The organism is Vibrio sp. B1Z05, assembly GCF_052955985.1.
The window spans coordinates 2,267,357-2,293,559 of the sequence record NZ_CP130463.1; the positions used below are offsets into that span (position 1 = coordinate 2,267,357).

General features: G+C 43.2%; 20 protein-coding genes. 9 read left to right on the plus strand and 11 right to left on the minus strand.

The genetic code is table 11. From position 1 onward, the window contains the following. Window positions 1-27: 27 nt before the first annotated feature. Together mrcB and hrpB are read right to left on the minus strand one after the other, a co-directional pair. Window positions 28-2,400 carry a penicillin-binding protein 1B gene (gene mrcB, locus QV280_RS10270; protein WP_367869513.1) on the minus strand — a complete coding sequence of 791 codons (2,373 nt, stop codon included), beginning with the start codon at window positions 2,398-2,400 and terminating at the stop codon, window positions 28-30. Between the two features lie 15 nt (window positions 2,401-2,415). Further along, on the minus strand, window positions 2,416-4,890 hold the full coding sequence (hrpB, locus tag QV280_RS10275) for an ATP-dependent helicase HrpB (protein ID WP_152819474.1): 2,475 nt from the start codon (window positions 4,888-4,890) through the stop codon (window positions 2,416-2,418). Between the two features lie 57 nt (window positions 4,891-4,947). On the opposite strand from hrpB, the gene sfsA reads away from it, so the two are divergent. From sfsA to panC, 7 genes are all read left to right on the plus strand, one after another. After that, window positions 4,948-5,664, plus strand: a complete 717-nt coding sequence (gene sfsA, locus QV280_RS10280) for a DNA/RNA nuclease SfsA (RefSeq protein WP_152819473.1) — start codon at window positions 4,948-4,950, stop codon at window positions 5,662-5,664. 141 nt (window positions 5,665-5,805) lie between these two features. Further along, entirely contained in the window at window positions 5,806-6,252 is a 447-nt protein-coding gene (gene dksA / locus QV280_RS10285; RefSeq protein WP_021712223.1) for an RNA polymerase-binding protein DksA, read from the plus strand. A gap of 142 nt (window positions 6,253-6,394) precedes the next feature. After that, on the plus strand, window positions 6,395-7,282 hold the full coding sequence (gluQRS, locus tag QV280_RS10290) for a tRNA glutamyl-Q(34) synthetase GluQRS (protein ID WP_152819472.1): 888 nt from the start codon (window positions 6,395-6,397) through the stop codon (window positions 7,280-7,282). A gap of 105 nt (window positions 7,283-7,387) precedes the next feature. Then, window positions 7,388-8,737, plus strand: a complete 1,350-nt coding sequence (gene pcnB / locus QV280_RS10295) for a polynucleotide adenylyltransferase PcnB (RefSeq protein WP_152819471.1) — start codon at window positions 7,388-7,390, stop codon at window positions 8,735-8,737. Further along, window positions 8,737-9,219, plus strand: a complete 483-nt coding sequence (gene folK / locus QV280_RS10300) for a 2-amino-4-hydroxy-6-hydroxymethyldihydropteridine diphosphokinase (RefSeq protein WP_021712226.1) — start codon at window positions 8,737-8,739, stop codon at window positions 9,217-9,219. Before pcnB ends, folK begins: the two co-directional genes overlap by 1 nt. 28 nt (window positions 9,220-9,247) lie before the next feature. Continuing rightward, window positions 9,248-10,042: a 3-methyl-2-oxobutanoate hydroxymethyltransferase gene (panB, locus tag QV280_RS10305; protein WP_021712227.1), complete on the plus strand. Its 795-nt coding sequence runs from the start codon at window positions 9,248-9,250 to the stop codon at window positions 10,040-10,042. A 9-nt stretch (window positions 10,043-10,051) separates the two neighbouring features. Beyond that, entirely contained in the window at window positions 10,052-10,903 is an 852-nt protein-coding gene (panC, locus tag QV280_RS10310; protein WP_152819470.1) for a pantoate--beta-alanine ligase, read from the plus strand. 78 nt (window positions 10,904-10,981) lie between these two features. Here panC and QV280_RS10315 read toward each other — a convergent pair whose 3' ends face one another. Both QV280_RS10315 and QV280_RS10320 read right to left on the minus strand, forming a co-directional pair. Continuing rightward, window positions 10,982-12,439 carry a Na+/H+ antiporter family protein gene (locus QV280_RS10315; protein WP_152819469.1) on the minus strand — a complete coding sequence of 486 codons (1,458 nt, stop codon included), beginning with the start codon at window positions 12,437-12,439 and terminating at the stop codon, window positions 10,982-10,984. A gap of 268 nt (window positions 12,440-12,707) precedes the next feature. Beyond that, window positions 12,708-14,606, minus strand: coding sequence for a YadA-like family protein (locus QV280_RS10320; protein WP_152819468.1), 1,899 nt, complete (start codon window positions 14,604-14,606; stop codon window positions 12,708-12,710). A gap of 340 nt (window positions 14,607-14,946) precedes the next feature. Between QV280_RS10320 and QV280_RS10325 the strand changes: the two genes are divergently transcribed. After that, window positions 14,947-15,597 carry a hypothetical protein gene (locus tag QV280_RS10325; protein ID WP_152819467.1) on the plus strand — a complete coding sequence of 217 codons (651 nt, stop codon included), beginning with the start codon at window positions 14,947-14,949 and terminating at the stop codon, window positions 15,595-15,597. A 108-nt stretch (window positions 15,598-15,705) separates the two neighbouring features. On the opposite strand, the gene QV280_RS10330 is transcribed toward QV280_RS10325, so the two are convergent. Together QV280_RS10330 and QV280_RS10335 are read right to left on the minus strand one after the other, a co-directional pair. After that, on the minus strand, window positions 15,706-16,476 hold the full coding sequence (locus QV280_RS10330) for an ABC transporter permease (RefSeq protein ID WP_119006001.1): 771 nt from the start codon (window positions 16,474-16,476) through the stop codon (window positions 15,706-15,708). Beyond that, on the minus strand, window positions 16,476-17,399 hold the full coding sequence (locus QV280_RS10335) for an ABC transporter ATP-binding protein (protein ID WP_152819466.1): 924 nt from the start codon (window positions 17,397-17,399) through the stop codon (window positions 16,476-16,478). Before QV280_RS10335 ends, QV280_RS10330 begins: the two co-directional genes overlap by 1 nt. Before the next feature lie 95 nt (window positions 17,400-17,494). Here QV280_RS10335 and can point away from each other — a divergent pair, with 95 nt between their 5' ends. Next, window positions 17,495-18,145 carry a carbonate dehydratase gene (gene can, locus QV280_RS10340; protein WP_152819465.1) on the plus strand — a complete coding sequence of 217 codons (651 nt, stop codon included), beginning with the start codon at window positions 17,495-17,497 and terminating at the stop codon, window positions 18,143-18,145. A 103-nt stretch (window positions 18,146-18,248) separates the two neighbouring features. Here the strand turns inward: can and hpt are convergent, their stop codons facing one another. The 5 genes from hpt to pdhR all read right to left on the minus strand — a co-directional run bounded on the left by hpt (window position 18,249) and on the right by pdhR (window position 26,059). Further along, window positions 18,249-18,776, minus strand: coding sequence for a hypoxanthine phosphoribosyltransferase (gene hpt, locus QV280_RS10345; RefSeq protein WP_023405432.1), 528 nt, complete (start codon window positions 18,774-18,776; stop codon window positions 18,249-18,251). A 200-nt stretch (window positions 18,777-18,976) separates the two neighbouring features. Next, on the minus strand, window positions 18,977-20,401 hold the full coding sequence (lpdA, locus tag QV280_RS10350; RefSeq protein WP_023405431.1) for a dihydrolipoyl dehydrogenase: 1,425 nt from the start codon (window positions 20,399-20,401) through the stop codon (window positions 18,977-18,979). A gap of 247 nt (window positions 20,402-20,648) precedes the next feature. Continuing rightward, on the minus strand, window positions 20,649-22,532 hold the full coding sequence (gene aceF, locus QV280_RS10355; RefSeq protein WP_152819464.1) for a pyruvate dehydrogenase complex dihydrolipoyllysine-residue acetyltransferase: 1,884 nt from the start codon (window positions 22,530-22,532) through the stop codon (window positions 20,649-20,651). A 28-nt stretch (window positions 22,533-22,560) separates the two neighbouring features. Next, window positions 22,561-25,224, minus strand: a complete 2,664-nt coding sequence (aceE, locus tag QV280_RS10360) for a pyruvate dehydrogenase (acetyl-transferring), homodimeric type (RefSeq protein ID WP_152819463.1) — start codon at window positions 25,222-25,224, stop codon at window positions 22,561-22,563. Window positions 25,225-25,288: 64 nt separating this feature from the next. Continuing rightward, window positions 25,289-26,059, minus strand: a complete 771-nt coding sequence (gene pdhR, locus QV280_RS10365) for a pyruvate dehydrogenase complex transcriptional repressor PdhR (RefSeq protein ID WP_023405428.1) — start codon at window positions 26,057-26,059, stop codon at window positions 25,289-25,291. Window positions 26,060-26,203: the final 144 nt, after the last annotated feature.

Sequence of the window (26,203 nt, forward strand, 5' to 3'; positions counted from 1 at the left end):
AACATACTTTTCGACTTTTCATTGCCACTACCAAGGTAATATTTTTTTAAACCAAGGCTTTGCATTAGATTCACACTCACTTAAAGCTTCACCGCTGGCATCCCAGACCGGTAATTTAAATTGACTATTACAGTCCACAGTAAGGCTGCCATCCTCAAGTTTACGATAACCTAAAGTACGAATACCTTCAGGCCAAGGCAGGCTAAGCACTTCTGGTTCACGTTGCTTCAAGTAATCATCGTAAACTCGCAATGCGCCAGATGAACCGGTTAAATGCGCTTCTTTGTTATCATCTCTGCCCACCCATAGAGTCACCACTTCTCGTCCGTCTACGCCGACAAACCAACTGTCACGACCATCATTACTGGTACCGGTTTTGCCAGCTAAAGCAAAGCGAGAAAAATGATTGGTTAGATAACGACCAGAACCTTCGCTGATTACTTTTTTCATTGCATAGGTTGCCAGCCAAGCGGCCTGCTCTGGCACCACTTGTCGAGCGCGAGGCAATGATTGATACAGCACTTCATCATCTTGGTTTTTCACTACTCGCAGCGCCGTTAACGGCACTTTTTTACCTGAGTTAGTCAGCGATTGATACATCTGTGCCACTTGATATGGCGTTAAGGTAAATGCACCTAAAAACATAGATGGCAATGGTCGAATCTCACCTTCATCAACGCCCAGTTTTTCAATAGTGTGTTGCACATTTTTAATGCCTAAGCTCATCCCTAATCGCACCGTAGGTACATTTAGTGAATGTGCTAAAGAGCGATAAAACGGCACTTTACCTCTGAATTTTCTATCGAAGTTTCTCGGTGTCCAAGTGCTGCCTTTATTGCCTTTTAATGAGATAGGCTCATCAATTAAGGTGGTGGCTAGTTGATACTTATCCGGCTGCATTAAAGCATCTAAATAGATGGCAGGCTTAACCAAAGAACCGATTTGACGTGAAGCATTTAATACCCGATTAAAACCGTCATAACCGGTTCGCCTGCCTCCAACCATAGCGCGGATTTCACCGGTTTTTCTATCTACCGCTATCGCGGCCGCTTCCAGTTGCGAAGGTTTGCCTTTCTCTAGTCTAGGTAAGGTTTCTCGCACTGCTTTTTCCAGCATCGACTGAGATACAGGATCTAAAGTAGTAAATAGACGCAATCCCATATGTTGCTCAAAATCACTGCCTACATTTTTTTGCAATTCATTTTTTAATTGCTGGAAATAGGCTGGCTGGCGGCTGGCGATACGCGGCGTTTTTTGCAGATCCAAATCACGGCTGATCGCTTGTTGATACTGCTCAGCGTTAAGATAGCTTTGCTCAAACAAAAGCTTCAAAATCAGATCGCGACGCTGTTTTGCTCGTTGCGGATGACGTATTGGGTTGTAATACGACGGCCCTTTTACTAAGCCCACCAGCATTGCCATTTGATCAATACGTAACTCTTGAATCGGTTGCCCAAAGTAAAAACGCGCTGCTAAGCCAAAGCCATGAATAGCCTGACCTGCGCTTTGCCCTAGATAAACTTCATTAAGGTAGGCTTCTAAAATTCGATCTTTGTCGTAGCGATGATCAATGATGATCGCAATCAAGGCTTCTCGAACTTTACGCCACAGGGTTTTCTCTCTGGTTAAAAAGAGGTTTTTACTCAATTGTTGAGTTAAGGTGCTGCCCCCTTGCACTGCTCGACCCGCTTTTAAGTTCACTATAAATGCGCGGGCAATTGCGGTAGGAGAAACGCCATCATGATGATAAAAATCACGATCTTCGGTGGTCACCAACGCATCCACCAAAAACTCTGGATAATCTTGCCTTTTGACAAACAGTCTTTGTTCGGTGACGTTTTTCTCTAGCATGCCAAGCATCTTCGGCTCTAAACGCAAAAAGCCTAATTGACCCTTTTTCTCCAAAGATTCAATTTTTGTCACGCCAGTGTTGTTGAAGTACAACATGACATGGCGCTCTGGCTCTGGCCCATCTTGGAATTCAAATGGACGACGGATCAGCTCAATTTTAGTGCTAGAAGCCGAGTATTCCCCAGGAAACTTAGGTGAGCGAACCTTACGATAATGCAGAACATCGAGCTCTTTTAGCATCTGAGAATGGGTGATTTTAGCGTCGGGAGTAAGGTTTAAGATTCGTGCATACACTACGGTAGGCAAATCAAATAACTGCCCTTCAAAGCGTCGCTCGACAATCGTGTTTAAATACACCATCACAAACGCCAATACCGCAAATCCCGCCAAGCTGGATTTCCATGTTATGCCCCATAACGTTTTCTTCCACGATCGAGAATGTTTCGGTTTTGCCGCACGTTTTGAGGAGACGGATTTTTTCAGCGGCTTTTTCTTAGCCACTGTTTTTTTAGTTTGACGAGTTTTTGGCGGAGTCCGTTTTTCTGGCACGCTATGATTCCATTTCTATTTTAAATGACGTTTGGTTTTACTGGTGGCTTGGTGTGACGCAGGATCATCAGGCCAAGGATGTTTAGGGTAGCGACCCTTCATTTCCTTTTGCACCTCTTTGTATGCTCCTTGCCAAAAGCCCGCAAGATCTTGAGTCACTTGCAGTGGTCTTTGCGCCGGTGACAATAACTCAAGAGTTACCTTCACTCTCCCTTCCGCTACGGTCGGTGATTGTGGCTCACCAAACATTTCTTGCAGTTTAACCGATAATTTGGGCGGTTGATCTGCACTGTATTGCAGTGTTTTTGTTGAGCCAGAAGGTACTTTTATGCTTCTGGGCAACAATGTATCTATCTTTTGATTCAATGGCCAACCCAATGTGGCATTGAGAATATCCAACATATTCAATGCCTGTAAGCCCTTAACTGAGCGAATACCGCTAAGGTAAGGCAACAACCATTGTGCTAACGAATTAAGTAGCCCAGCGTCACTCCAATCAGGCCATGACATCTCAGGTAACCATTGCTTGGCACAGTTGACTCGACTACGCAGCAGTATCGACTCTTTGCTCCACGGCAAAACGGATAAACCTTTCTTTGCCACGTAATCGAGCATGCCACTTGCCAACAGTTCAGGGGAAAGATCCGCTGTCGCCATCGGCTTTCTTTGCACCACTAATTGCCCCAAGCTAAGTTGCTGCTCAGCAATTAGAGATTGCTTTTCATCACTCCATTGCAACACCTTTTTCTGCTCAAAGATATGCAATGCTTCAAGTTCAGCGCGACTCACATGTGCGCCAGCCAGTATTCGACTGGACGATTGTCGCCCTTTTTGTAGCAAAGCCGCCACTAGATACTCATCACCTGATAAACGACTGTTGTCATCGACAAATGCGCCATGCCCAGAGGTTAACTGATATTGAGAGCCATTGGCACTGCGTTGCTTAGCGATTCGGTCTGGGTACGCCAAACTTAAACAGACACCTATTTGCGCACTTTTCACCGCTGACAAAGTAAAAGAGCTGTGCATGCGTTTAGCTAAAGTATCCGCTCGCCTTTTTAATAGGCCCTGCTTGGGGTGTTTACGCTCCACAAACAGCGCCACTTGAAAGCCAATGTCATCGCTATTGCGCATCGGCTCTTCGAGCACTACGGCACAGGCTAATGCCGTATCAAATAATTCACTTGGCACTCTTAATAACATAGCGCTAAGGCGAGGTTCTAAGCCCAATTGTAGTGCTCGCTTGCCTTGCTGAGTCAGGGTGAAGTCAGGAGTAAGCAAGGTTAAACTCTGCAATAGCGCGCACGCCACACTCACTGCCGCTGCCGGCGGTTGCTGCACAAACTGCATACTGCTTACATCACAGCTCCCCCACTGCGCCGCCTCTAGCATCAAAGAGGAAAGATCACTGCGCATAATTTCAGGAACTGTGTGTGACGGGTTTTGTTTAAACTGAGATTCAGAATAAAGACGAATGCAAATACCGGGCTCTGTACGCCCCGCACGCCCCGCTCTTTGCACCGCCGATGACTGCGATACCCACTTTTGTTCAAGGCGAGTAACGCCGCTATTTAAATCGAAACTGGCACGATTTTCTAAGCCACTGTCGATGACAATTCTTACGCCTTCAATGGTTAACGAGGTTTCTGCAATGTTAGTGGTTAAGACCACTTTTCTTTGCCCTTGCGGGCTTGCTTGAATCGCTTGCTGCTGAGCAGAAAAATCTAAACCGCCATGCAATGCCATAATTTTGACCTGTTCATTACCAGAACACTCATCAGTTAACGCCTCTAAACACGCATTGATCAAACCTATGCTGGGTAAAAACACCAAAATAGAGCCTTGCTCTTCATGCAATGCTTTCAGGGTTTGCTGACAAATTAACCCGATAATATTTTGATTGGCTTTGGCTGGGGCGTAGCGCTGTTCTATCGGAAAGCCTCGCCCCTCAGAGGTATGCAGCGCGGCATCAGGGATAATCGAGTGTAAGCTGGATTGATCCAGCGTCGCCGACATCACCACGATTTTGAGTTGTTCGTTGAACACTTGCTGAACTTCTAGCGCTAACGCTAATCCCAAATCGGCATGAATGCTTCTTTCGTGAAATTCATCAAAAAGGAGCATATCAACCCCAGTTAATTCGGGATCTGACTGGATCATGCGGGTTAATACGCCTTCCGTGACGATCTCTAGCCGAGTGGCATTGCTGCACTTGCTCTCACCACGCACCCGATATCCGACCCTTTGACCTACCGGTTCTGCCAATTGCTTGGCAATAAAGCTTGCGATACTTTTTGCCGCTAATCGCCTTGGTTCAAGCATGATGATTTTGCCACTGCAACTGGCGTTTAACAGCAACTGCAATGGTAAAAAGGTTGATTTACCCGCCCCCGGTGGCGCTTGAATAATCAGCTGTGAATGCTGCTGCAAAGAGGCAATGATGTCATCTAAGATAGCGTTAATGGGCAGATTGGATAGTACTTGAGTCAAGAGATGGGCCTATGCCATGATGTGTCCTTTCTTTAATTCTACCCAAATGATTTAGAAATGGAATTTTATCCTCCCTTACAAAGCGGAACTTTGATCAAACGCTATAAGCGTTTTCTTGCAGACCTCACCTTAGATGATGGTTCTGAAATCACCATCCACTGCGCCAATACCGGCGCTATGACCGGGTGCGCTGAGCCTGGCAGTAAAGTGTGGTTCTCTACCTCGGATAATCCTAAACGTAAATACCCTAATAGCTGGGAACTCAGCGAAACCAAAGCCGGCCATCGCATCTGCGTAAATACTATCCGTGCTAATGCTTTAGCTGTTGAAGCGATTAACAATGGGGTTATTTGTGAGCTGTCAGGCTATTCAGTTCTCAAAACTGAACAAAAATACGGTTCTGAAAATAGCCGTATTGATATCCTATTGCGTGACGAAAACAAAGCGGATTGCTACGTGGAAGTCAAAAGTGTGACTTTACTTTCTGACGAACAACAACAACTTGGGCAGTTCCCTGATGCTGTCACTACTCGCGGCCAAAAACACCTCCGAGAATTGATAGAAGTTCAACAATCGGGAAAAAGAGCGGTACTTTTATTCATTGTTTTGCATTCAGGCATTGAAAAAGTGTCACCGGCACTCCATATAGATGGCCAATATTCAGTTTTACTAAAACAAGCTCAACAGGCCGGTGTAGAAGTAATTTGTTACAAAGCAGACCTGTCCGTTGAATGTGTGCAAATCTCACGTAACTTACCGTATCTTGGGAGTTAAAGTGACGAACTGTTCACATTTATACGTATATTTAAACATGTAACTTACAGACTTTATTGCTTAGTCAGAGACTTTTTGCTATAGATACCCGCCTTAAAATTAGACCACTTGTGGTTCGATAAGGTTACTAGGAGATGCGGTATGCCAGAATCTAAGAAAAAAGCGCTAGGCATTCTAGCCATAGCAGGCGTCGAGCCGTACAAAGAAATTGCTGGTGAAGAGTACATGTCACCAGAACAAATGGCTCACTTTACAAAAATTTTAGGAGCTTGGCGCGACCAATTGCGTACTGATGTAGAACGTACCGTTGTACACATGCAAGACGAAGCAGCTAACTTCCCTGATCCTGTTGACCGTGCATCACAGGAAGAAGAATTCAGCTTAGAGTTACGTAACCGTGACCGTGAGCGTCGTTTGATCAAAAAAATTGAGAAAACGCTGAACAAGATTAAAGAAGACGAATTCGGCTTCTGTGATTCATGTGGTGTTGAGATTGGCATTCGTCGCCTTGAAGCTCGCCCAACAGCGGATCTATGTATCGATTGTAAGACCCTTGCTGAGCTAAAAGAAAAGCAAATGCAAGGCTAATTGAGCATTACAGTTTTAAACTAATGCCAATCACGGTAATGACAGCATCAGACATAGCCTTTTAACCCGCTAGGATGATAAGTTAGTTGCTACGATTGGTACAAAGGGAGCCTTGGCTCCCTTTTTGCGGTAAAAAGTTTGTATGAAATACGTTGGACGATTTGCACCCTCCCCTTCAGGCCCACTGCATTTTGGTTCTTTGGTAGCGGCATTAGGCAGTTACTTTCAAGCCAAATCTCAAGGCGGTGACTGGCTGGTGCGCATGGAAGACCTTGACCCTCCTAGAGAAATGCCGGGCGCAGCTAAACTCATCCTAGAAACATTGGAAGCCTATCATTTATATTGGGATGGTGAGGTTGTCTATCAAAGTCACAGACACTCATTGTATCAACAGCAAATTGAGCAATGGCTCAGCAAACAGCAAGCCTACTACTGCCAATGCACCCGCAAACAAATTAAAGCCGCCGGTAACTACTATCAAGGGCAGTGCCGAGATAAAAGCCTCACCGCAGACAACTGTTCTATCCGCATCAAAATAGACGCTCCGGTCACTGAATTTGTCGACCTAAAACAAGGTAAAATCGATATTCCAACCGCAATTGCCGCAGAAGATTTCATTATCAAACGTCGTGATGGGCTATTTGCCTATAATCTGGCAGTGGTGATTGATGATATCGACCAAGGCGTAACACAAGTGGTGCGCGGCGCTGACTTGATTGAACCAACCGGGCGACAAATCAGTCTTTATCAATTACTGGATGCTAAGCCTGTGCAGTATTTACATCTGCCATTAGCAGTGACCGCAAACGGCGCTAAATTATCTAAACAAAACCACGCCCAAGGGATTAGCTTATCTAACCCAATCCCTACCTTAATTTGCGCGATGCGCTTTCTTGGTTTTACGTTGCCAAAACAAATAGAAACAGCAGATATTGATGAAATTCTTGCTTGGGGAGTAAAACATTGGCATCTTGAGCAACTGCCAAAAGAGACTCAAGTCACAACCTTGTTCTCAAATCGCATCAGCTAGGCTATTATATGCGCGGATTTGAAGCTCATTCAAACCAAATTCTTATGGAGTGCAATATGATGTATTGCCTTCTTGTTCCTACTAAAAAAGAAACTGACAAACTCGATGACATCTGATTTCGATACCACTAACTCAGTTGGGAAAATAGACCTTAACGTTTACCCAAGAGACCAGCACAATATTTCTAGAGAGCATATCAGTGAGAATGCACTCAAGGTATTGTATCGATTACAAAAAGCTGGATACGATGCATTTTTAGTAGGGGGCGGTGTTCGTGATCTTCTTCTTGGAAAAATACCAAAAGATTTCGATATTGCCACTAATGCTACCCCAGAGCAGATTAAGCTACTGTTTCGTAACTGCCGCTTAATCGGACGACGTTTTCGACTTGCTCACATCATCTTTGGTCGCGATATTATTGAAGTCGCCACCTTTAGAGGCCATCACCAACAACCCGAAAAGCAAACTTCCGTTCAATCAGAAGAAGGGATGTTATTGCGTGACAATGTATATGGCTCTATTGATGAAGATGCAGAACGCCGTGATTTCACTATCAATGCCATGTATTACAACATCGCAGACTTTTCTATCCATGACTATGCCAACGGCATGCGTGACCTCAATGAAGGCATGGTGCGTTTAATTGGTGATGCTGAGGTTCGCTATCGCGAAGACCCAGTGCGCATGCTTCGCGCGGTAAGATTCGCCTCAAAATTGGACATGGACATCAGCTTTGAAACCGCTGACCCAATCAACTACTTATCGCCTTTACTGCAAGGCATTCCTGCGGCACGTTTGTACGAAGAATCGCTAAAACTTCTGCAATCAGGCCATGGGCTAGACACTTACGATTTATTGCGTGAATTTGGTCTATTTGAGCATTTATTCCCGCAAGTGGCTGAACTGTTTACCGAAGAAGAAAACTCTAAAACGGAACAAATGATTGATTTGGTTTTAGAGTCAACCGATCAGCGCATTGCTGAAGGCAAGCGAGTTAACCCTGCCTTTATGTTTGCCGCTATGTTGTGGTATCCAGTCGAAGCCTACGCTGAACGATTGATAAATCAGCAAGGCATGAGCCATTACGATGCCATGATGACCGCAGGCAACTACATTCTTGATGAACAAGTTCGTAGTACCGCTATTCCACGTCGTCATACCGCCACCATCAGAGAAGTGTGGCAATTACAGTCTCGCCTTGAAAGACGCTCAGGTAAACGCGCTTTCCGCCTACTTGAATTAAACAAGTTTAGAGCTGGATTTGACTTCTTAGAGATGCGCGGTCAAGTAGAACAAGGCGACACTCAAAAACTGGCGCAATGGTGGCATACGTTCCAACATTCAGGTCGCAACATGCGCCAAGCTATGGTGACAGATCTTGGCGCTTCAGGTAACCGCTCTGGCAGTGGTCGCCGCCGCCGTCCTGCTAAGAAAAAACCAAAGAAATCCAGTTAATGATTACTGCGTATATTGCCGTAGGCAGCAACCTAGGTGACCCAATAGCACAAGCTCAACAAGCGATTAAGAGCTTGGAGTCACTGCCTAACAGCCGCGTGATAAAAGCATCATCACTGTACAGCAGCACGCCTATGGGGCCTCAGAATCAACCTGACTACATTAATGCGGTAGTTAAGATTGAAACTGACTTATCCCCTATCGAACTTTTGGATAACACACAAAAGATTGAAAACGAACAAGGGCGCGTGCGCAAAGAAGAACGTTGGGGACCGAGAACACTCGACCTCGATATTATCCTCTACGGTGATGAAGTCATTGACCTCCCTCGCTTAGTCGTACCTCACTATGGTATGAAGGTTAGAGAATTCGTTCTTTATCCTCTGCAAGAAATAGAATCAAACTTAATACTTCCAGACGGAAGTGCACTCAACAAACTCGTAGAATCAGTCGATAGAAACGGTTTGCAAGTGTGGGGCTAAGCCCCAACTTCCAGAAAAAGGCATAGAAATGAAAAAAGTAACCATTAATACGCTAATGAAGCTAAAAGAAGAAGGGCGTAAATTTGCTTCTTCAACGGCTTATGATGCAAGTTTTGCTCAACTATTTGAACAACAAGAGATGCCCGTACTCCTCGTTGGTGACTCTTTAGGAATGGTACTGCAAGGTAAAGCTGACACACTTCCTGTTACTGTTGAAGATATTGCTTACCATACGCGCTGTGTACGTGCAGGTAGCCCAAATAGTTTGCTTATGTCTGATATGCCATTCATGAGCTATGCCACCCCTGAGCAAGCGTGTTTAGAAGCAGGCAAGCTGATGCAAGCGGGCGCAAACATGGTGAAATTAGAAGGTGGTTCTTGGCTTGCTCCTACCGTGCGCATGCTGACTGAGCGCGCTGTACCTGTCTGTGCTCACTTAGGGTTAACACCACAATCAGTCAATATTTTTGGCGGATTTAAAGTGCAAGGTCGCGATCAAGAACAAGCGGATCAAATGGTTAAAGATGCACTAGAGCTACAAGCGGCTGGCGCACAAATCATTTTACTTGAGTGTGTTCCTTCGGCATTGGCTGAACGCATTACCCAAGCGCTAAATGTACCGGTTATCGGTATTGGCGCAGGCAACGTAACCGATGGTCAAATTTTGGTTATGCATGACATGTTCGGTATTGCTGCCAACTACATGCCTAAATTCTCTAAAAACTTCCTAGCAGAAACTGGCGATATGCGTTCAGCAGTCACTAAATACATTACCGATGTAGAATCGGGTGCCTTCCCAGGTCCTGATCATACGATTGCTTAGGAGCTGAACATGTTAACTGTTAATAACACTGCTGAACTTCGTCAGCAAATTCGTGCGTTTAAACAAGCAGGAAAAACCATCGGCTTTGTTCCAACCATGGGTAACCTGCACCAAGGTCATCTCACATTGGTACGCAAAGCGCAGCAAGTCGCAGACGTGGTTGTGGTCAGCATCTTTGTTAATCCATTGCAGTTTGGCAATCCAGAAGATCTGCAAAACTATCCAAGAACGCTACAGCAAGATCTGGCATTACTGGAAGAACAAGGCACAGCCTTGGTGTTCACTCCAACGCCTGAGATCATCTACCCTCAAGGGTTAGATAAGCACACCTTTGTGGAAGTGCCGGTACTTTCCGACATGCTAGAAGGCGCATCGCGTCCGGGGCATTTCCGTGGCGTAACCACGATTGTATCCAAGCTATTTAATTTGGTTCAGCCTGACATTGCCTGCTTTGGTGAAAAAGATTTCCAACAAGTAGCAGTTATTCGCCAAATGGTTGAAGACTTAGCAATGGATATCGAAATTATTCCAGTGCCTATCGTGCGCGAAGAAAATGGTCTGGCGATGAGCTCGCGTAATAATCGCCTAACTGAGCAAGAGCGAGCTATTGCTCCGCGCCTTGCTCAAGCCATGCACAAAATGGCCGATCATTTACTGGCTAACCCACTAGACGTTAAATCAGCGATCCAATTTGGTGAAGCTGCGATTGTGGACGCGCAAATGAAGCCAGATGAGCTGTTTATTTGCGATGCTCGCACCCTTGGCGAGGTCAATGCTGACACTAAAGAAGCGGTCATTTTAATCGCCGCTTTCTTAGGTCAAGTGCGACTGATTGATAATGTGGTTGTAACGCTAAAATAAGTACGCGATAAAGCTATATAAAACAAGGGCCGCTTCATATGAAGCGGCCCTTGTTTTATTTAACGTCTTATAGGTTCTCTATAGAACCAAAGCGGCGATCCAAGCAAATAACACCATGCCAAAGTTGGCATGGCAGAAGGTGGGTATCACCGAATCTCGAATATGGTCATGCTGCCCATCGGCATTTAAACCTGATGTCACGCCAAGAGAGATGGTTGACGCTGGCGAGCCTGCATCACCAAGTGCCGCTGATGCGCCTAATAAAGCAATTGTCGCGGCTGGCGAAAAGCCTAACGATAGTGCCAATGGTACGTAAATAGGAGCAAGAATAGGCACACTGGCAAAAGAATCACCAAAACCAATAGTAATAAACAAGCCCACCAGCAGCATCAATAATGCGCCAACAGCTTTGTTATCACCAATCAGAGCTCTAGTTGCTTCTACTAGCGAGGGGATCTCACCGGTCGCATTCAACACCCCTGCAAAGCCTGAAGCAATAGTAATAATAACGGCAATTTGCACCATCATACGCATGCCTTCAGTGAACACATCATCTTGTTGTTGCCAAGTGAAAATCCCTGAGAAGCTTAATAAGACAAAACCTATCATTGCGCCTAATAGCAAAGAATCAAACTCGATCTGACAAATCAAAGCGACCGCAACAGCGGCAATCACAAAGAACAGCTCTTTAAATTTCAGTTTTGTCGCTTCAGAGCGAAACACCATCTTATTAGTCAGTTCATCATCGTACTCACGAGGTTTTCGGTAAGTGATGAATACTGCGACTAGCATACCGGCAACAATACCCATTACTGGCAAGAACATCGCCTTTGGTACTTGTCCTGCTTGCACAACCAATCCATAGTCTGCACCTGATGAATTGATATTCGGTAACAGAATTTCAAACAGATAAATCGCACCAAAACCTGTTGGCAGTAATAAATAACTGACACTAATCGAACAAGCGATGATACAAGCTACAGCTCGACGGTCGATTTTAAGGTGGTTAAAAACGGTAAGAAGTGGCGGGATCATGACGGGAATAAACGCAATATGAACCGGAACTGCGTTTTGCGACATGATAGATGCCACTATAAATATTGAAAATAGTCCCCACTTTAACGAGCTTGATTTCACGCCACGAGAAACTGCGCCGCTCATCTTATCCGCCAACATATCCAAAAGACCACTGCGTGCTAATGCAACCGCAAAGGCACCAATCATTACGTAGGTCATCCCGACTTGCGCGCCTTCAGATAAATTATCATTAATCGCACCAATCGATTCATGAACATCTAATCCACTGTGTAAACCACCAACAATTGCCCCTGCGATTAATGCTATAGGCACAGGCAAACGCAGCAAACACATTGCAATCATTAAACTAATAGAAAGTAAGACTGAATTCACCGGAAGATAACTAGGGAATACAATGGCAACAAAGCTAATAATCGCAACGGCTGCAATTGAAAGCTTCTGTAAAGGAGTGCTTTGAGTGGATACTACCGACTCATCGCTAGAAGTTGTGTGTGTCATGTTGTTGTCTTTTTATATAGATAGATTTCCATTAAATCAATAATGCTACTGCTGAGTAAATACTTTTTTGAAGCAAAGATAATAATAATCACCGACAGTCCGTGAAAAGCATCACATTTAAGACAGTGCTTTCATAAATAAGATTGACAACACAAGAATTAAAAGGACTCCCTAACGCTCTTTGTCACTATACTTTATACAGATAAAACAGATGGATAGCTCTTCTGAGCTATCCATCTGTTTTATCTAAAGTGACGGTAAATATTGATTACCATTCGTAGCCAACACCAGCACCGATTGAAACTTGTTCAGAACCAGTATCGTATGCAAGGTTAGAACGAGCAGTGAAGTTTTCAGTAAAGCGGATACCAACACCACCAGCAATCGCATTTGCATCACCAGAGTGACCTAATGCAACAGTTGTACTAATTTTACCAACGTTGTAAGGCATAACTAATGAACTTGTTGCAATACCTTGCGCCATTGCACCGTCCATAATTTTCGCTTGTTGTTCTAAATCAGCACGTAAGCCTTTAATGTCTTGGCTATTTTGTTCAATACTTTGCGTATTTTGGTCAATAGCGTATGCATTGCTATCTATACGTGATGTGTTGCTAGTAATGTGGTGTGTGTTACTAGTAATAGTTTGTGTATTGGCTGTAATATGCTGTGCGTTAGTTGTTGAACGAGCGTCTACTGTTTTAGCTAATTGAGTGTTTGAATCAATTGCTTTGGTATTAGCAGTAATATGTTGTGCGTTAGTTGTTGAACGAGCATCTACTGTTTTAGCTAATTGAGTATTTGAATCAATTGCTTTGGTATTGGTTTCTATACCTTGAGTATTAGTATCAATAGCTTGTGTATTGGTTTCTATACCTTGAGTATTAGTATCAATAGCTTGTGTATTGGCTACTATACTATGTCCATTTGAAACAATAGCTTGTGAATTACCAATAATACCTTGTGCATTATGTACTGAACGTACGCTTGCTGTTTGAGCTACTTGAGTGTTCTGATGAACAACTTGTTGAGTTTCATCGATGGTTTGGGCATTTGCTTCAGCTTTAACTTCTGCATTATGTGCTAAACCTGTATTTTGTAGCATTGTTTGGTGATCATCATTAACTGTAGAAGCTACTTTTTGAATATCATTACTGTTTTGATCAATCATATCACTATGTGATTGGACTACAGTTGCTACTGTATTTATATCTGCATTGTTCTGATCAATCATATCTGCATGTGCTTGAACCGCAGTTGCGACCGTATTTATATCTGCGCTGTTCTGGTCAATCATATCTGCATGTGCTTGAACCGTAGTTGCGACTGTATGTATATCTGCATTATTCTGGTCAATCATATCTGCATGCGCTTGAACCGCACTTGCGACTGTATAAATATCTGCATTGTTCTGATCAATCATATCTGCATGTGCTTGAACCGCACTTGCGACTGTATAAATATCTGCATTATTCTGATCAATCATATCTGCATGCGCTTGAACCGCACTTGCGACTGTATTTATATCTGCGTTGTTCTGGTCAATCATATCTGCATGTGCTTGAACCGCACTTGCAACTGTATTAATGTCTGCATTGTTCTGATCAATCATATCTGCATGCGCTTGAACCGCACTTGCGACTGTATTTATATCTGCGTTGTTCTGATCAATCATATCTGCATGTGCTTGAACCGCACTTGCAACTGTATTAATGTCTGCATTGTTCTGATCAATCATACCTGCATGCGCTTGAACCACACTTGCAACTGTATTTATACCCGCGTTGTTCTGATCAATCATATCTGCATGCGCTTGAACCGCACTTGCAACTGTATTTATACCCGCATTGTTCTGATCAATCATATCTGCATGCGCTTGAATATTATCCTCATTTTTTTCTGAACGTAAATTAGCAGTCTGGGCAATAGTTTGCGGTGTAACTTGTGGTACTGGAGTCGGTTGCTGCATTTTTGATTTTCGTGTAGCAGTCAAATAAGTACTAACTTGTGGAGTAGTTTGTACAGCGTTGATTTTTTTACTGTGTGATAAAACAGTGATTGAACTTGATTGATCCCCAACCTGATTGCTTTGAACAGAGTCATTTGCCAATACACCAGTTGAAATAATTGCAGATACGGCTGCAGCCACTAAAGTTAATTTTCTCATCTTCTTACACCTTTCTACGCTCTACATGAGCACAGACAAAAACAATAAAGAAAACGAACGGTACACACTTGTTATCGAACGATTCACCATGAGGATTAATATATGCCTTTAAATTTATTATTCACTGTCAATAACTGCATACATACTTACCATTTTTGGTAATTATGGTATTATCTTTTTTAATCAATAACTTAAGTGCCAATTACCAAAAATGGGTGGTAATTTCACCATACACCCCACTATTAAAAACATGCTAGACATCACATTTTTTATTTGAAAACGGCATAGAATACGCGAGGATATGTACTGAACACTACACTCGAAATTTGTAGGAAAACATATGCAATCTAAACAATCCGTTCTTGCTAAGAACATTGAAAAACGAATGCATGATTTAAACATTCCATCTAACTTAGCGCTGTCAAAAGCGTCGGGGGTAAGTCGTGTCGTAATCACTAATATTTTGCGACATCCAGAAAAATCAATCATGGCTGATAGTGCATTACTTCTCAGTAAGCATCTAAAATGTCGTGTTGAGTGGCTTCTGACTGGAGAGGGTCCAATAAATCATGACGATGAAATAAACCACCAAAGACGCTCAGGTGCGCCGTTACTTTTGCTCAACGATATTACTGAGCAAAATATTGAAGATCTGTTATTGAAGGTTTCACAAAGTGATACTATGCCGCGCTTTATGTGCCCAACAGGTAATAAACCAAGCATTTTTGCCATTTGGCAAAGCCAACCAATAGGTAGGATCAACCATGCTGGATACCTTTATTTTGACCATAAAAAGCTCCCCACTTCAGGGCAACTGGTTATCGCAAAAACTACCCCAGAATCAGCTGCAGAATACATGGAATTTTACGCCACATATGACAAGAAATTTTTACGTTATATAGAAAGGAATATTCCTGAAGAGCTGCGAATGATTGAGCTAAAAGAGACTATGCAGATCATTGCAACATTTGAGAGTTTTGTTATTACATAAGGAAGGTAAGATTGAGCTTAAATCATCGATATTTCATAAAAATACCGCATTAAAAATGGCAGTCAATACTGCCATTTTTTGTTTATATTACGGTCACTTACTACTTAGTTAGCTTCTTAAGCCAATGCCTTTATCTACCAATCGATAAGCAATGGCAAAAAGCACGGCCACAAAAATAATCAGTACTGTAAATGAGCTTACAATACCCACATCAGATACCCCTAAGAAGCCATAACGAAAAGCATTTACCATGTATACTATTGGGTTGATCTTTGAGACTGCTTGCCAAAAATCGGGGAGTAGATTAATTGAGTAAAAGACACCGCCAAGGTAGGTAAGAGGCGTCAATATAAAGGTAGGGATAATTGAAATATCATCAAATGTACCGGCAAAAACCGCATTAATTAAACCGCCCAGAGAGAACACTACTGAGGTCAAAAATACGGTGGCAATGATAAGGCCCCAATGATGTACATTCAGATCAACAAAAAATAGGGACACTAACGTCACTATACTGCCCACCAACAAGCCTCGCACTACGCCGCCCATAACAAAACCTGCGATGATGACATAGGTAGGTACAGGGGCTACCAATAGCTCTTCAATGTTTTTTTGGAATTTGGCGCTAAAGAATGAAGAAGCCACATTAGAATAAGAGTTGGTAATCACGCTCATCATAATAAGGCCTGGTACAATATATTCCATGTAGCTAAAGCCGTTCATTTGACCAATTCGAGAACCGATTAGATTGCCGAAAATGATAAAATAGAGAGTCATGGTAATTGCTGGCGGGACTAATGTTTGCACCCAAATACGGGTGAATCGATTGATCTCTTTTCTTAGCAAGCTTTTAAATGCAGTCCAATATACCGCGTACATTATTGTTGTTCCTTAGTTTGATCTCGAACGATAGTGACAAACAGTTCTTCTAAACGATTAGCCTTATTACGCATTGAAAGTACTTTGATACCTGCATCACTCAACTGAGAAAATACATGGTTAAGCCCTTCTTCTTTCTTTAATTCTATTTCAAGCGAACCATTGACAAGATTTTGACTCTCGACACCTTCTAGTGTCCCTGGCTGCGCCCCTTCCTCTAGATCGAGAATAAAGGTTTCTACCTGCAGTTTATTCAATAGGCTTTTCATACTGGTATCTTCAATCAACTCACCGCGATTGATAATGCCAATATTGCGACACAGCATTTCAGCTTCTTCAAGATAGTGAGTCGTCAGGATAATGGTGATCCCTTCTTTATTAATCTTTTGCAAGAACTCCCACATGGAACGTCGCAGTTCAATATCAACTCCAGCAGTGGGTTCATCAAGGATCAGTAGCTTTGGTTCATGCATTAACGCACGCACAATCATCAATCTGCGCTTCATGCCGCCAGATAGGCTACGCGCTCTCTCATGGCGCTTCTCCCATAGATCGAGCTGAGTTAGGTACTTCTGTGCCCTTTCTTTTGCTTCGCTTCTAGAGACGCCGTAGTAGCCTGCTTGCTGCATAACTATCTGCTCTACAGTCTCAAACATGTTGAAATTAAATTCTTGCGGAACTAACCCTAAATACTGCTTAGCTAACTCTAAATCTTGACTTAAATTATGACCAAATACCGAGACATCCCCTGATGTTTTATTCACCAGTGATGAAATAATACCAATTGTCGTAGACTTACCTGCGCCATTTGGCCCAAGCAGAGCATAAAAATCACCTTGCTGCACACGAAGAGAGACTCCCTTTAGTGCTTCAAAGCCACCTTTGTAAGTTTTACGTAGATTATCTATTTCTAATGCATACATATGATTTGAATTTCTCAATGGTTATTTGTCACAAATCCGATTTGATTTGGCAATATTTTAGGTATAGTAACTGAATATACAAAAAAGGACTTAACATGCCAGAAATTAAACTTTTGTTTGAAAACAATTCTAAATGGTCACAAACACTTAAAGACGATCAACCTGAGTATTTTTCTACTCTAGCACAAGGACAAAGCCCCGATTTTCTATGGATTGGTTGCTCTGACAGCCGAGTTCCGGCAGAGCGTCTTACCGGTCTATTCTCAGGAGAACTGTTTGTTCACCGCAACGTAGCTAACCAAGTAATACACACGGATTTAAATTGCTTATCTGTAGTGCAATATGCGGTAGATGTTCTCAAAGTAAAACACATTATTATCTGTGGTCACTATGGCTGTGGCGGTGTAAACGCTTCAATTGAAAACCCTAAACTGGGTTTAATTAACAACTGGTTACTGCACATTCGCGACCTATACCTAAAGCATCGCGATATGCTCGACCAACTGCCTCCAGAAGTCCGAACTGACAAATTATGCGAAATCAACGTGGCTGGGCAAGTGTACAACTTAGCCAACTCAACCATCATGCAATCGGCATGGGAGCGAGGACAGGAAGTTGAAATTCATGGCGTTGTTTACGGTATCAGTGATGGCAAACTGGAAGATCTTGGTGTGCGCTGTTCTAGCCATGAAAGCTTAGAGGAAAACTTCCCGAAAGCGATGGCAAAAATATTAGGCCAAGATTAAGTTCTAGCGTTTTAAAGAACAAATACTCGCATGATTCATGTCGAGTATTTGTTTCGATCCCATTCGATAACCAAGTCAATAACCTAGCTTTTAATCTCTGTTTTTATAACGGGATAACTTTACCGATGTACGGAAGATTACGGTATTTTTGTGCGTAATCGATGCCAACACCTACTACAAATTCGTCCGGAATTTCAAAACCAATCCACTTCACATCAACATGCACTTCACGTCGAGAAGGTTTATCTAATAACGTCGCGATTTGAATAGAGTTTGGCTCACGAATCGACAAAATTTCGCACACTTTACTTAGCGTATTGCCAGTATCAATGATGTCTTCTACTAGCAAAACATCTTTGCCCTTAATATCGTCATCGAGATCTTTAAGGATACGTACGTCACGAGAACTTTCCATGCTATTGCCATAGCTAGAAGCTGTCATAAAATCTACGCTATGGTTCACAGTGACAGCGCGAGATAAATCCGCCATAAAGACAAATGAACCACGTAGAAGCCCTACTAAAACTAATTCGTTGCTGTCTTTATAGTGCTCATTAATTTGAGCGCCAAGTTGTTGCACTCGTTCCTGAACCTCTTGTTCAGAGATCATCACTTCTACGGTATGTTTCATACAGTTCTCTCGTTAACTAGACTCGCATCAACTATAGCTATAAGCCTACAAATTTGGCTAATATTTGCCTTTCTAATTGTGAAAATCCGTTGAGCTTAAAATAGGCGAGCATTGTAACAAACAAATTTTCAAACAGAAAAACAAAACCCAGCGAAAGCGCTGGGTTTTATAGTGAATCTTAATTTTCAGAAGTTAATCAATTACTTCTTTTTAACTGCTTTTTTGTTTGGAAGGTCAGTAATAGAACCTTCAAATACTTCAGCAGCCAAGCCTACAGATTCGTGTAGTGTTGGGTGAGCATGGATAGTCAATGCGATATCTTCCGCATCACAACCCATCTCGATAGCTAGACCGATTTCACCAAGAAGTTCACCACCGTTAGTACCGACAATAGCACCACCGATTACGCGATGAGTATCTTTATCAAAGATCATCTTAGTCATACCGTCAGCACAATCTGATGCGATTGCACGACCAGAAGCAGCCCAAGGGAAAGTAGAAACTTCGTAGTTAATGCCTTCAGCTTTTGCTTCTTTCTCAGTCTTACCTACCCATGCCACTTCTGGCTCAGTGTAAGCAATTGAAGGAATCACTTTAGGGTCAAAGTAGTGTTTCTTACCAGAGATAACCTCTGCCGCTACGTGACCTTCATGCACACCTTTGTGCGCAAGCATAGGTTGACCAACCACATCACCAATAGCGTGAATGTGCGGTACGTTAGTACGCATTTGCTTATCAACGTTGATGAAACCACGCTCATCCACTTCAATACCCGCTTTTTCAGCATCGATTAGTGCGCCGTTTGGTACACGACCGATAGCCACAAGAACCGCATCGTAACGCTCAGCTTCTGCTGGTGCTTTTTTGCCTTCCATTGAAACGTAGATACCGTCTTCTTTCGCTTCAACCGCAGTTACTTTAGTTTCAAGCATTAGCTTGAACTTGTTTTTAATGCGCTTAGTGAAGACTTTAACGATGTCTTTATCCGCCGCTGGGATAACTTGGTCAAACATCTCTACAACTTCAACTTTAGAACCTAGAGAGTGGTAAACCGTACCCATTTCTAGACCGATGATACCGCCGCCCATGATAAGCAGTTTCTCAGGGACTTCTTTAAGCTCAAGTGCATCCGTAGAATCCCAAATACGTGGGTCTTCATGTGGAATGAATGGCAGTTTGATTGGGCGAGAACCCGCCGCAATGATTGCGTTATCAAAAGTCACTGTTGTCGACTCTTCGCCTTCAACTTGAATAGTGTTAGGGCCAGTAAATTTACCGTAACCATTCACTACTGTTACTTTACGCATTTTAGCCATGCCGTTAAGGCCGCCAGTTAGCTGATCAACAACTTTTTCTTTCCAGATACGGATTTTGCTGATGTCTGTAGTTGGTTCACCAAATACAACACCGTGCTCAGCCATTGCTTTTGCTTCTTCAATTACTTTAGATACGTGAAGAAGTGCTTTCGATGGGATACAACCCACGTTTAGACAAACACCACCTAGGGTGCTATAGCGTTCAACCAGTACCGTTTCAAGACCTAAATCTGCACAACGGAAAGCAGCAGAGTATCCAGCAGGACCTGAACCAAGTACTACAACTTGGGCTTTAATTTCTTTGCTCATTTTGACCTCTTGTAGTCATTATCCCTAACAGGCTAATTGGATTTTGCGTCACTCCAGTTTACAAATTTGTAAACTAAGAGAAAACTAATTCCATTTAGGCTGTGAGCTATACAACAATTCGACGTCTATTATCTTAGATTTCGCCGAATTTTGTTAAAAAATTTCGATAAAAATCACTCACATAAAATAAGGGGATACCCTTTACTGTGAGTGAGAAAGAGCAGCTCTTGTGAGCTGCTCTCTATGATTACATTACAAGGCGACGAATATCGCTCATGCACTGGTTCAAGAAGGTAATGAAACGAGCACCTTCTGCACCATCAATCACACGGTGATCATAAGATAGAGACAGTGGAAGCATTAGACGAGGAGTAAACTCGCTGCCATTCCATACTGGCTTAATCTCAGACTTAGACACACCAAGGATACCGACTTCAGGAGCATTTACGATAGGCGTAAATGCTGTACCACCAATGCCACCTAGGCTAGAGATAGTGAAACAGCCACCTTGCATATCACCTGCAGTCAGTTTACCTGCACGAGCTTTCTTAGAAATCGCTGCAAGTTCTGCTGATAGCTCGTAAATGCCTTTCTTGTTCACGTCTTTAAAGACAGGAACCACTAGGCCATTTGGCGTATCTACCGCAATACCTACGTTTACGTATTTCTTCAGAATGATGCTTTCGCCGTCTTCAGAAAGAGATGAGTTAAACGATGGGAACTCTTCAAGTGCTTTCGCTACTGCTTTCAAGATAAACACTAGAGGTGTGATCTTGATGCCAGAATCTTTCTTGGCTTCAAATGCGTTCTGCTCTTTACGGAACTTCTCAAGCTCAGTGATATCAGCATTATCCCACTGTGTAACGTGCGGGATCATTACCCAGTTACGGTGCAGGTTAGCGCCAGAAATTTTCTTAATCTTAGAAAGCTTCTTAACTTCTGTGTCACCAAATTTGCTAAAGTCCACTTTCGGCCAAGGTAGTAGGCCAAGTGCACTGCCGTCGCCTTTGCCAGATGCTGCTGCACCAGACTCAAGACGTTTAAGCGCATCTTTAACGAAAGACTGTACGTCTTCTTTTAGGATGCGGTTCTTACGGCCAGTACCTTTAACTTTAGAAAGGTTAACACCAAATTCACGAGCAAGACGACGAACCACTGGAGAAGCATGAGTGTACTCATGATTTTCTTGGAAATCGTTAGCTTGTGGAGCGGCTGCCGCTTTAGGTGCCGCAGCTGGCGCTGGAGCAGGAGCTGCTGCTGGTGCCGCTGCTTGAGCAACAGGAGCTGCAACAACTGCGCCGCCTGCTGTTTCAAATACCATGATTAAAGAACCAGTAGAAACTGAATCGCCTTCAGCAACTTTGATTTCTTTCACTGTGCCAGCAAATGGTGCAGGTACTTCCATAGAAGCCTTGTCACCTTCAACAGTAATTAGAGATTGCTCTTCTTCTACTGTGTCGCCAACCGCAACCATGATTTCAGTCACTTCAACTTCGTCACCGCCGATATCAGGTACATTAACGTCTTGTACTGCAGAAGCAGTCGCAACAGGCGCGGCCGCAGGTGCTGCAGCAACAGGAGCTGCTGGAGCGCTAGCGCCAGTTTCAAATACCATGATAAGAGAACCAGTAGAAACAGCGTCGCCAGATGCTACTTTGATTTCTTTAACTGTACCTGCAAATGGAGCCGGTACTTCCATAGAAGCTTTGTCGCCTTCAACAGTAAGAAGTGATTGCTCTTCTTCTACTGTATCGCCAACCGCAACCATGATTTCAGTAACTTCTACTTCGTCGCCACCGATATCTGGAACGTGAACTTCTTTTAGTTCAGAAGCGCCCGCAGGAGCAGCTACTGGAGCCGCTTCAACTGCTGGAGCAACTGGTGCTGCAGCAGCACCAGACTCTTCTTCAAAAATCATAATTAAAGAACCTGTAGAAACTGAATCACCTTCAGCTACTTTGATTTCTTTAACAATACCCGCCTGAGACGCAGGAACTTCCATTGAAGCCTTGTCGCCCTCAACAGTGATTAGTGACTGTTCTTCCTCAACCTTGTCACCAACGTTAACTAGAATCTCAGTTACTTCAACCTCATCAGCACCAATGTCAGGTACATTAATTTCGATTGTCATTGTTTATTTCCCTTACTCAATGGAAGTCTTATGCAAATTGCGGGTTAGTTTTTTCTGTATCGATGTTGAATTTAGCAATTGCCTCTGCAACTACAGATTTCTCAACATCACCACGTTTAGCCAATTCAGTTAGCGCAGCAACCACAACGTAGCCCGCGTTAACTTCAAAGTGACGACGTAGATTGTCACGGCTATCTGAACGACCAAAGCCGTCAGTACCCAGTACTTTATATGACTCAGCAGGAACGTAAGCACGTACTTGCTCAGCGTAGTTCTTCATGTAATCTGTTGCCGCGATTGCTGGCTCATTACCCAGAACAGTAGTGATGTAAGGTACTTGATCTTCAGCTTCAGGGTGAAGCATGTTGTAACGCTCAACATTTTGACCATCACGAGTCAGTTCGTTGAAAGAAGTTACAGAGAATACGTCAGATGCTACGCCGTACTCTTCGCTTAGGATTTCAGCCGCTTTGCGTACTTCATTCATGATAGTACCAGAGCTCAATAGCTGAACTTTACCTTTGCTACCTTCGTGAGATTGAAGCTTGTAAATACCTTTACGAATGCCTTCTTCAGCGCCTTCTGGCATTGCTGGCATTGCGTAGTTTTCGTTCATTACTGTTAGGTAGTAGTAAATACTTTCTTGCTCCGGACCGTACATGCGACGGATACCGTCTTGCATGATTACCGCTAGCTCGTAAGCAAACGTTGGGTCGTAAGTCACACAGTTAGGGATAGTGTTCGCTTGGATGTGCGAGTGACCATCTTCGTGCTGTAGACCTTCACCGTTCAATGTTGTACGGCCAGCTGTAGCACCTAGTAGGAAGCCACGAGCTTGTTGGTCACCTGCTAGCCATGCCATGTCACCAATACGTTGGAAACCGAACATAGAGTAGTAGATGTAGAACGGAATCATTGGCAGGTTGTTAGTGCTGTATGACGTTGCAGCAGCAACCCAAGATGCCATTGAACCTAGTTCATTGATACCTTCTTGCAGAACTTGACCAGAAGTTGCTTCTTTGTAGTAAGAAACAATGCCCTTATCTTCAGGAGTGTATTCCTGACCATGCGGGTTGTAGATACCGATCTGACGGAATAGACCTTCCATACCAAATGTACGAGCTTCGTCACAGATGATAGGTACGATGTTCTTACCGATATTTTTGTTTTTCAACAAAATATTCAAAGTACGAACATAAGCCATTGTAGTCGAGATTTCACGTTTCTGCGCGCCAAGTAGTGGAGCAAACTCTTCTAGCTCAGGAACTTTAAATTCTTGAGTGAATTTAGGCAGACGTTGCGGCGTGTAACCGTGCAGAGCGTTACGACGAGCGTGCATGTATTCGTACTCAGGCGTACCTTCTTCTAGTTTCAAGTAAGGTAGTTCACTTACTTTTTCATCAGAAAGAATGTCTTGTAGGCCTAAACGATCACGTAGATGTAGAACATGAGTCATGTCCATTTTCTTCACGCCGTGTGCAATGTTTTTACCTTCAGCTGCATCACCCATGCCGTAACCTTTAACAGTTTTAGCTAGGATTACCGTTGGCTTGCCGCCTGTTTCTTTTGCATTGTTAAATGCAGCAAACAGTTTAGATGAATCATGACCACCACGCTTAAGAGCGAAGATTTCGTCATCAGTCATATCAGCAACAAGTGCGGCTGTTTCAGGGTATTTACCAAAGAAGTGCTCACGTACGTATGCGCCATCTTTAGATTTGAATGTTTGGTAGTCACCGTCGACAGTTTCGTTCATTAGTTGAAGAAGCTTACCAGTGGTGTCTTTAGCAAGTAGTGAATCCCAGTTGCTACCCCAGATAACTTTAACAACGTTCCAACCTGCGCCTTTAAATAGACCTTCAAGTTCTTGGATGATGCTACCGTTACCCATTACAGGGCCGTCTAGACGCTGTAGGTTACAGTTAATTAGGAAACATAGGTTGTCCAGTTTTTCACGAGCAGCAAATGAAATTGCACCGCGTGATTCTGGCTCATCCATCTCGCCATCACCTAGGAAGGCGTATACGCGTTGCGCTGAAGTTTCTTTCAAGCCACGGCCTTCTAGGTACTTAAGGAAGCGAGCTTGGTAGATAGCTGAGATTGGACCTAGGCCCATAGATACTGTTGGGAACTGCCAGAATTCAGGCATCAACTTAGGGTGTGGGTATGAAGGGATACCTTTACCATCAACTTCTTGGCGGAAGTTATCTAGTTGCTCTTCAGTTAGACGACCCTCAACGAATGCGCGAGAGTAGATTCCTGGAGAAATATGACCTTGATAATAAACTAAGTCGCCACCGTCCGTCTCATTTGGAGCACGGAAGAAATGGTTGAAACACACTTCGTAGAAAGCAGCTGCAGACTGGTAAGACGCCATGTGGCCACCAAGGTCTAAGTCTTTCTTAGAAGCACGCAATACAATCATAATTGCGTTCCAGCGAATGATTGAGCGAATACGACGCTCAAGCGTTACATCACCAGGGTAAGCTGGTTCTTGCGCTGCTGGAATGGTATTAATGTAGTTAGTGTTAATGCCAGTTGGCATATCAACACCGTCTAAACGCGCCTTATCTAGAACTTGTTCTAGTAAGAATTGTGCACGCTCTACACCTTCTTCACGTACTACTGACTCAAGCGCTTCTAGCCAATCTTGAGTTTCCAGAGCATCAACGTCATGCTTCTTATCAGACATTGCGAACTATCCTTTTATTAAGTTAGGTCAACTACTAGGGTCACATACCCTAAGCAAAAGCTTACTATTTGTTCTGTTGAATCCGACGTAATGACAGAGCTCGTCTTTCTTGCTCTTCGGTCAAATCCGACAATATTTCATCGATAAAGGCCAAATGAACTTCACACAGCTCGCGAGCTCGTTGTGGTTGTCTAGAAGTGATAGCGTCTACTATCTCTTCTCGGTATTCATTTAGCTTTTGTATGGCGTCATCACGACCGTGCAAAAGCATCAGGTTTTGTGACACGTTCTCTTGTAATAGTGGTGCAAGACTACGAACAATATGCAAAAGCACTACATTGTGTGAAGCCTCTGAAATAGCAATCAAAAACTCCATGATTGCTTTAGTTTCACTTTCTATATCATCGCTATTTACTGGAATACTCAGCGATTTTTGACATTCAGTAATACGCTGAAAATCTTCAGCCGTTCCTCGTAATGCCGCAAAATATGCTGAGATACCTTCTAAAGCATGACGCGTTTCTAATAAATCTCTTTGCGTATCAGAATGACTCGCCAACAGATTAAGTAACGGATCAGCTAAATTAGAAGACAAGCTTTCACTGACGAAAGTTCCGCCACCTTGGCGTCGAGTAAGCAATCCCTTAGCTTCTAGCCGTTGAATTGCCTCTCTTACTGAAGGTCTTGAAACATCAAACTGTTTCGCCAGCTCTCTCTCCGAAGGTAGTTTTTTCCCAGGAGATAAAATTCCGTCCAAAATTAATGTTTCCAACTCTTTTTCTATCACATCAGATAGCTTAGGTTGGCGAATACTTCGAAAGGAAACTTTTGGCATTTAATTCTCTGCGTCCTGCACGTTGTAAATTGGTATTACCAATTTTAACTTGAAGCGAAACTTAACATAGCAATTTATTTTCTGTCTAGGGAAAATTGATTTAAATCATAGAATGGCGATAGCGATAACATAAAATCGCTATTT

Excerpts from the sequence above, each read along its gene's own strand:
- sfsA (WP_152819473.1), top strand. The coding sequence starts at position 4,948 with ATGGAATTTTATCCTCCCTTACAAAGCGGAACTTTGATCAAACGCTAT.
- dksA (WP_021712223.1), top strand. The coding sequence starts at position 5,806 with ATGCCAGAATCTAAGAAAAAAGCGCTAGGCATTCTAGCCATAGCAGGC.
- gluQRS (WP_152819472.1), top strand. The coding sequence starts at position 6,395 with ATGAAATACGTTGGACGATTTGCACCCTCCCCTTCAGGCCCACTGCAT.
- pcnB (WP_152819471.1), top strand. The coding sequence starts at position 7,388 with ATGACATCTGATTTCGATACCACTAACTCAGTTGGGAAAATAGACCTT.
- folK (WP_021712226.1), top strand. The coding sequence starts at position 8,737 with ATGATTACTGCGTATATTGCCGTAGGCAGCAACCTAGGTGACCCAATA.
- panB (WP_021712227.1), top strand. The coding sequence starts at position 9,248 with ATGAAAAAAGTAACCATTAATACGCTAATGAAGCTAAAAGAAGAAGGG.
- panC (WP_152819470.1), top strand. The coding sequence starts at position 10,052 with ATGTTAACTGTTAATAACACTGCTGAACTTCGTCAGCAAATTCGTGCG.
- QV280_RS10315 (WP_152819469.1), bottom strand. The coding sequence starts at position 12,439 with ATGACACACACAACTTCTAGCGATGAGTCGGTAGTATCCACTCAAAGC.
- QV280_RS10320 (WP_152819468.1), bottom strand. The coding sequence starts at position 14,606 with ATGAGAAAATTAACTTTAGTGGCTGCAGCCGTATCTGCAATTATTTCA.
- QV280_RS10325 (WP_152819467.1), top strand. The coding sequence starts at position 14,947 with ATGCAATCTAAACAATCCGTTCTTGCTAAGAACATTGAAAAACGAATG.
- QV280_RS10330 (WP_119006001.1), bottom strand. The coding sequence starts at position 16,476 with ATGTACGCGGTATATTGGACTGCATTTAAAAGCTTGCTAAGAAAAGAG.
- QV280_RS10335 (WP_152819466.1), bottom strand. The coding sequence starts at position 17,399 with ATGTATGCATTAGAAATAGATAATCTACGTAAAACTTACAAAGGTGGC.
- can (WP_152819465.1), top strand. The coding sequence starts at position 17,495 with ATGCCAGAAATTAAACTTTTGTTTGAAAACAATTCTAAATGGTCACAA.
- hpt (WP_023405432.1), bottom strand. The coding sequence starts at position 18,776 with ATGAAACATACCGTAGAAGTGATGATCTCTGAACAAGAGGTTCAGGAA.
- lpdA (WP_023405431.1), bottom strand. The coding sequence starts at position 20,401 with ATGAGCAAAGAAATTAAAGCCCAAGTTGTAGTACTTGGTTCAGGTCCT.
- aceF (WP_152819464.1), bottom strand. The coding sequence starts at position 22,532 with ATGACAATCGAAATTAATGTACCTGACATTGGTGCTGATGAGGTTGAA.
- aceE (WP_152819463.1), bottom strand. The coding sequence starts at position 25,224 with ATGTCTGATAAGAAGCATGACGTTGATGCTCTGGAAACTCAAGATTGG.
- pdhR (WP_023405428.1), bottom strand. The coding sequence starts at position 26,059 with ATGCCAAAAGTTTCCTTTCGAAGTATTCGCCAACCTAAGCTATCTGAT.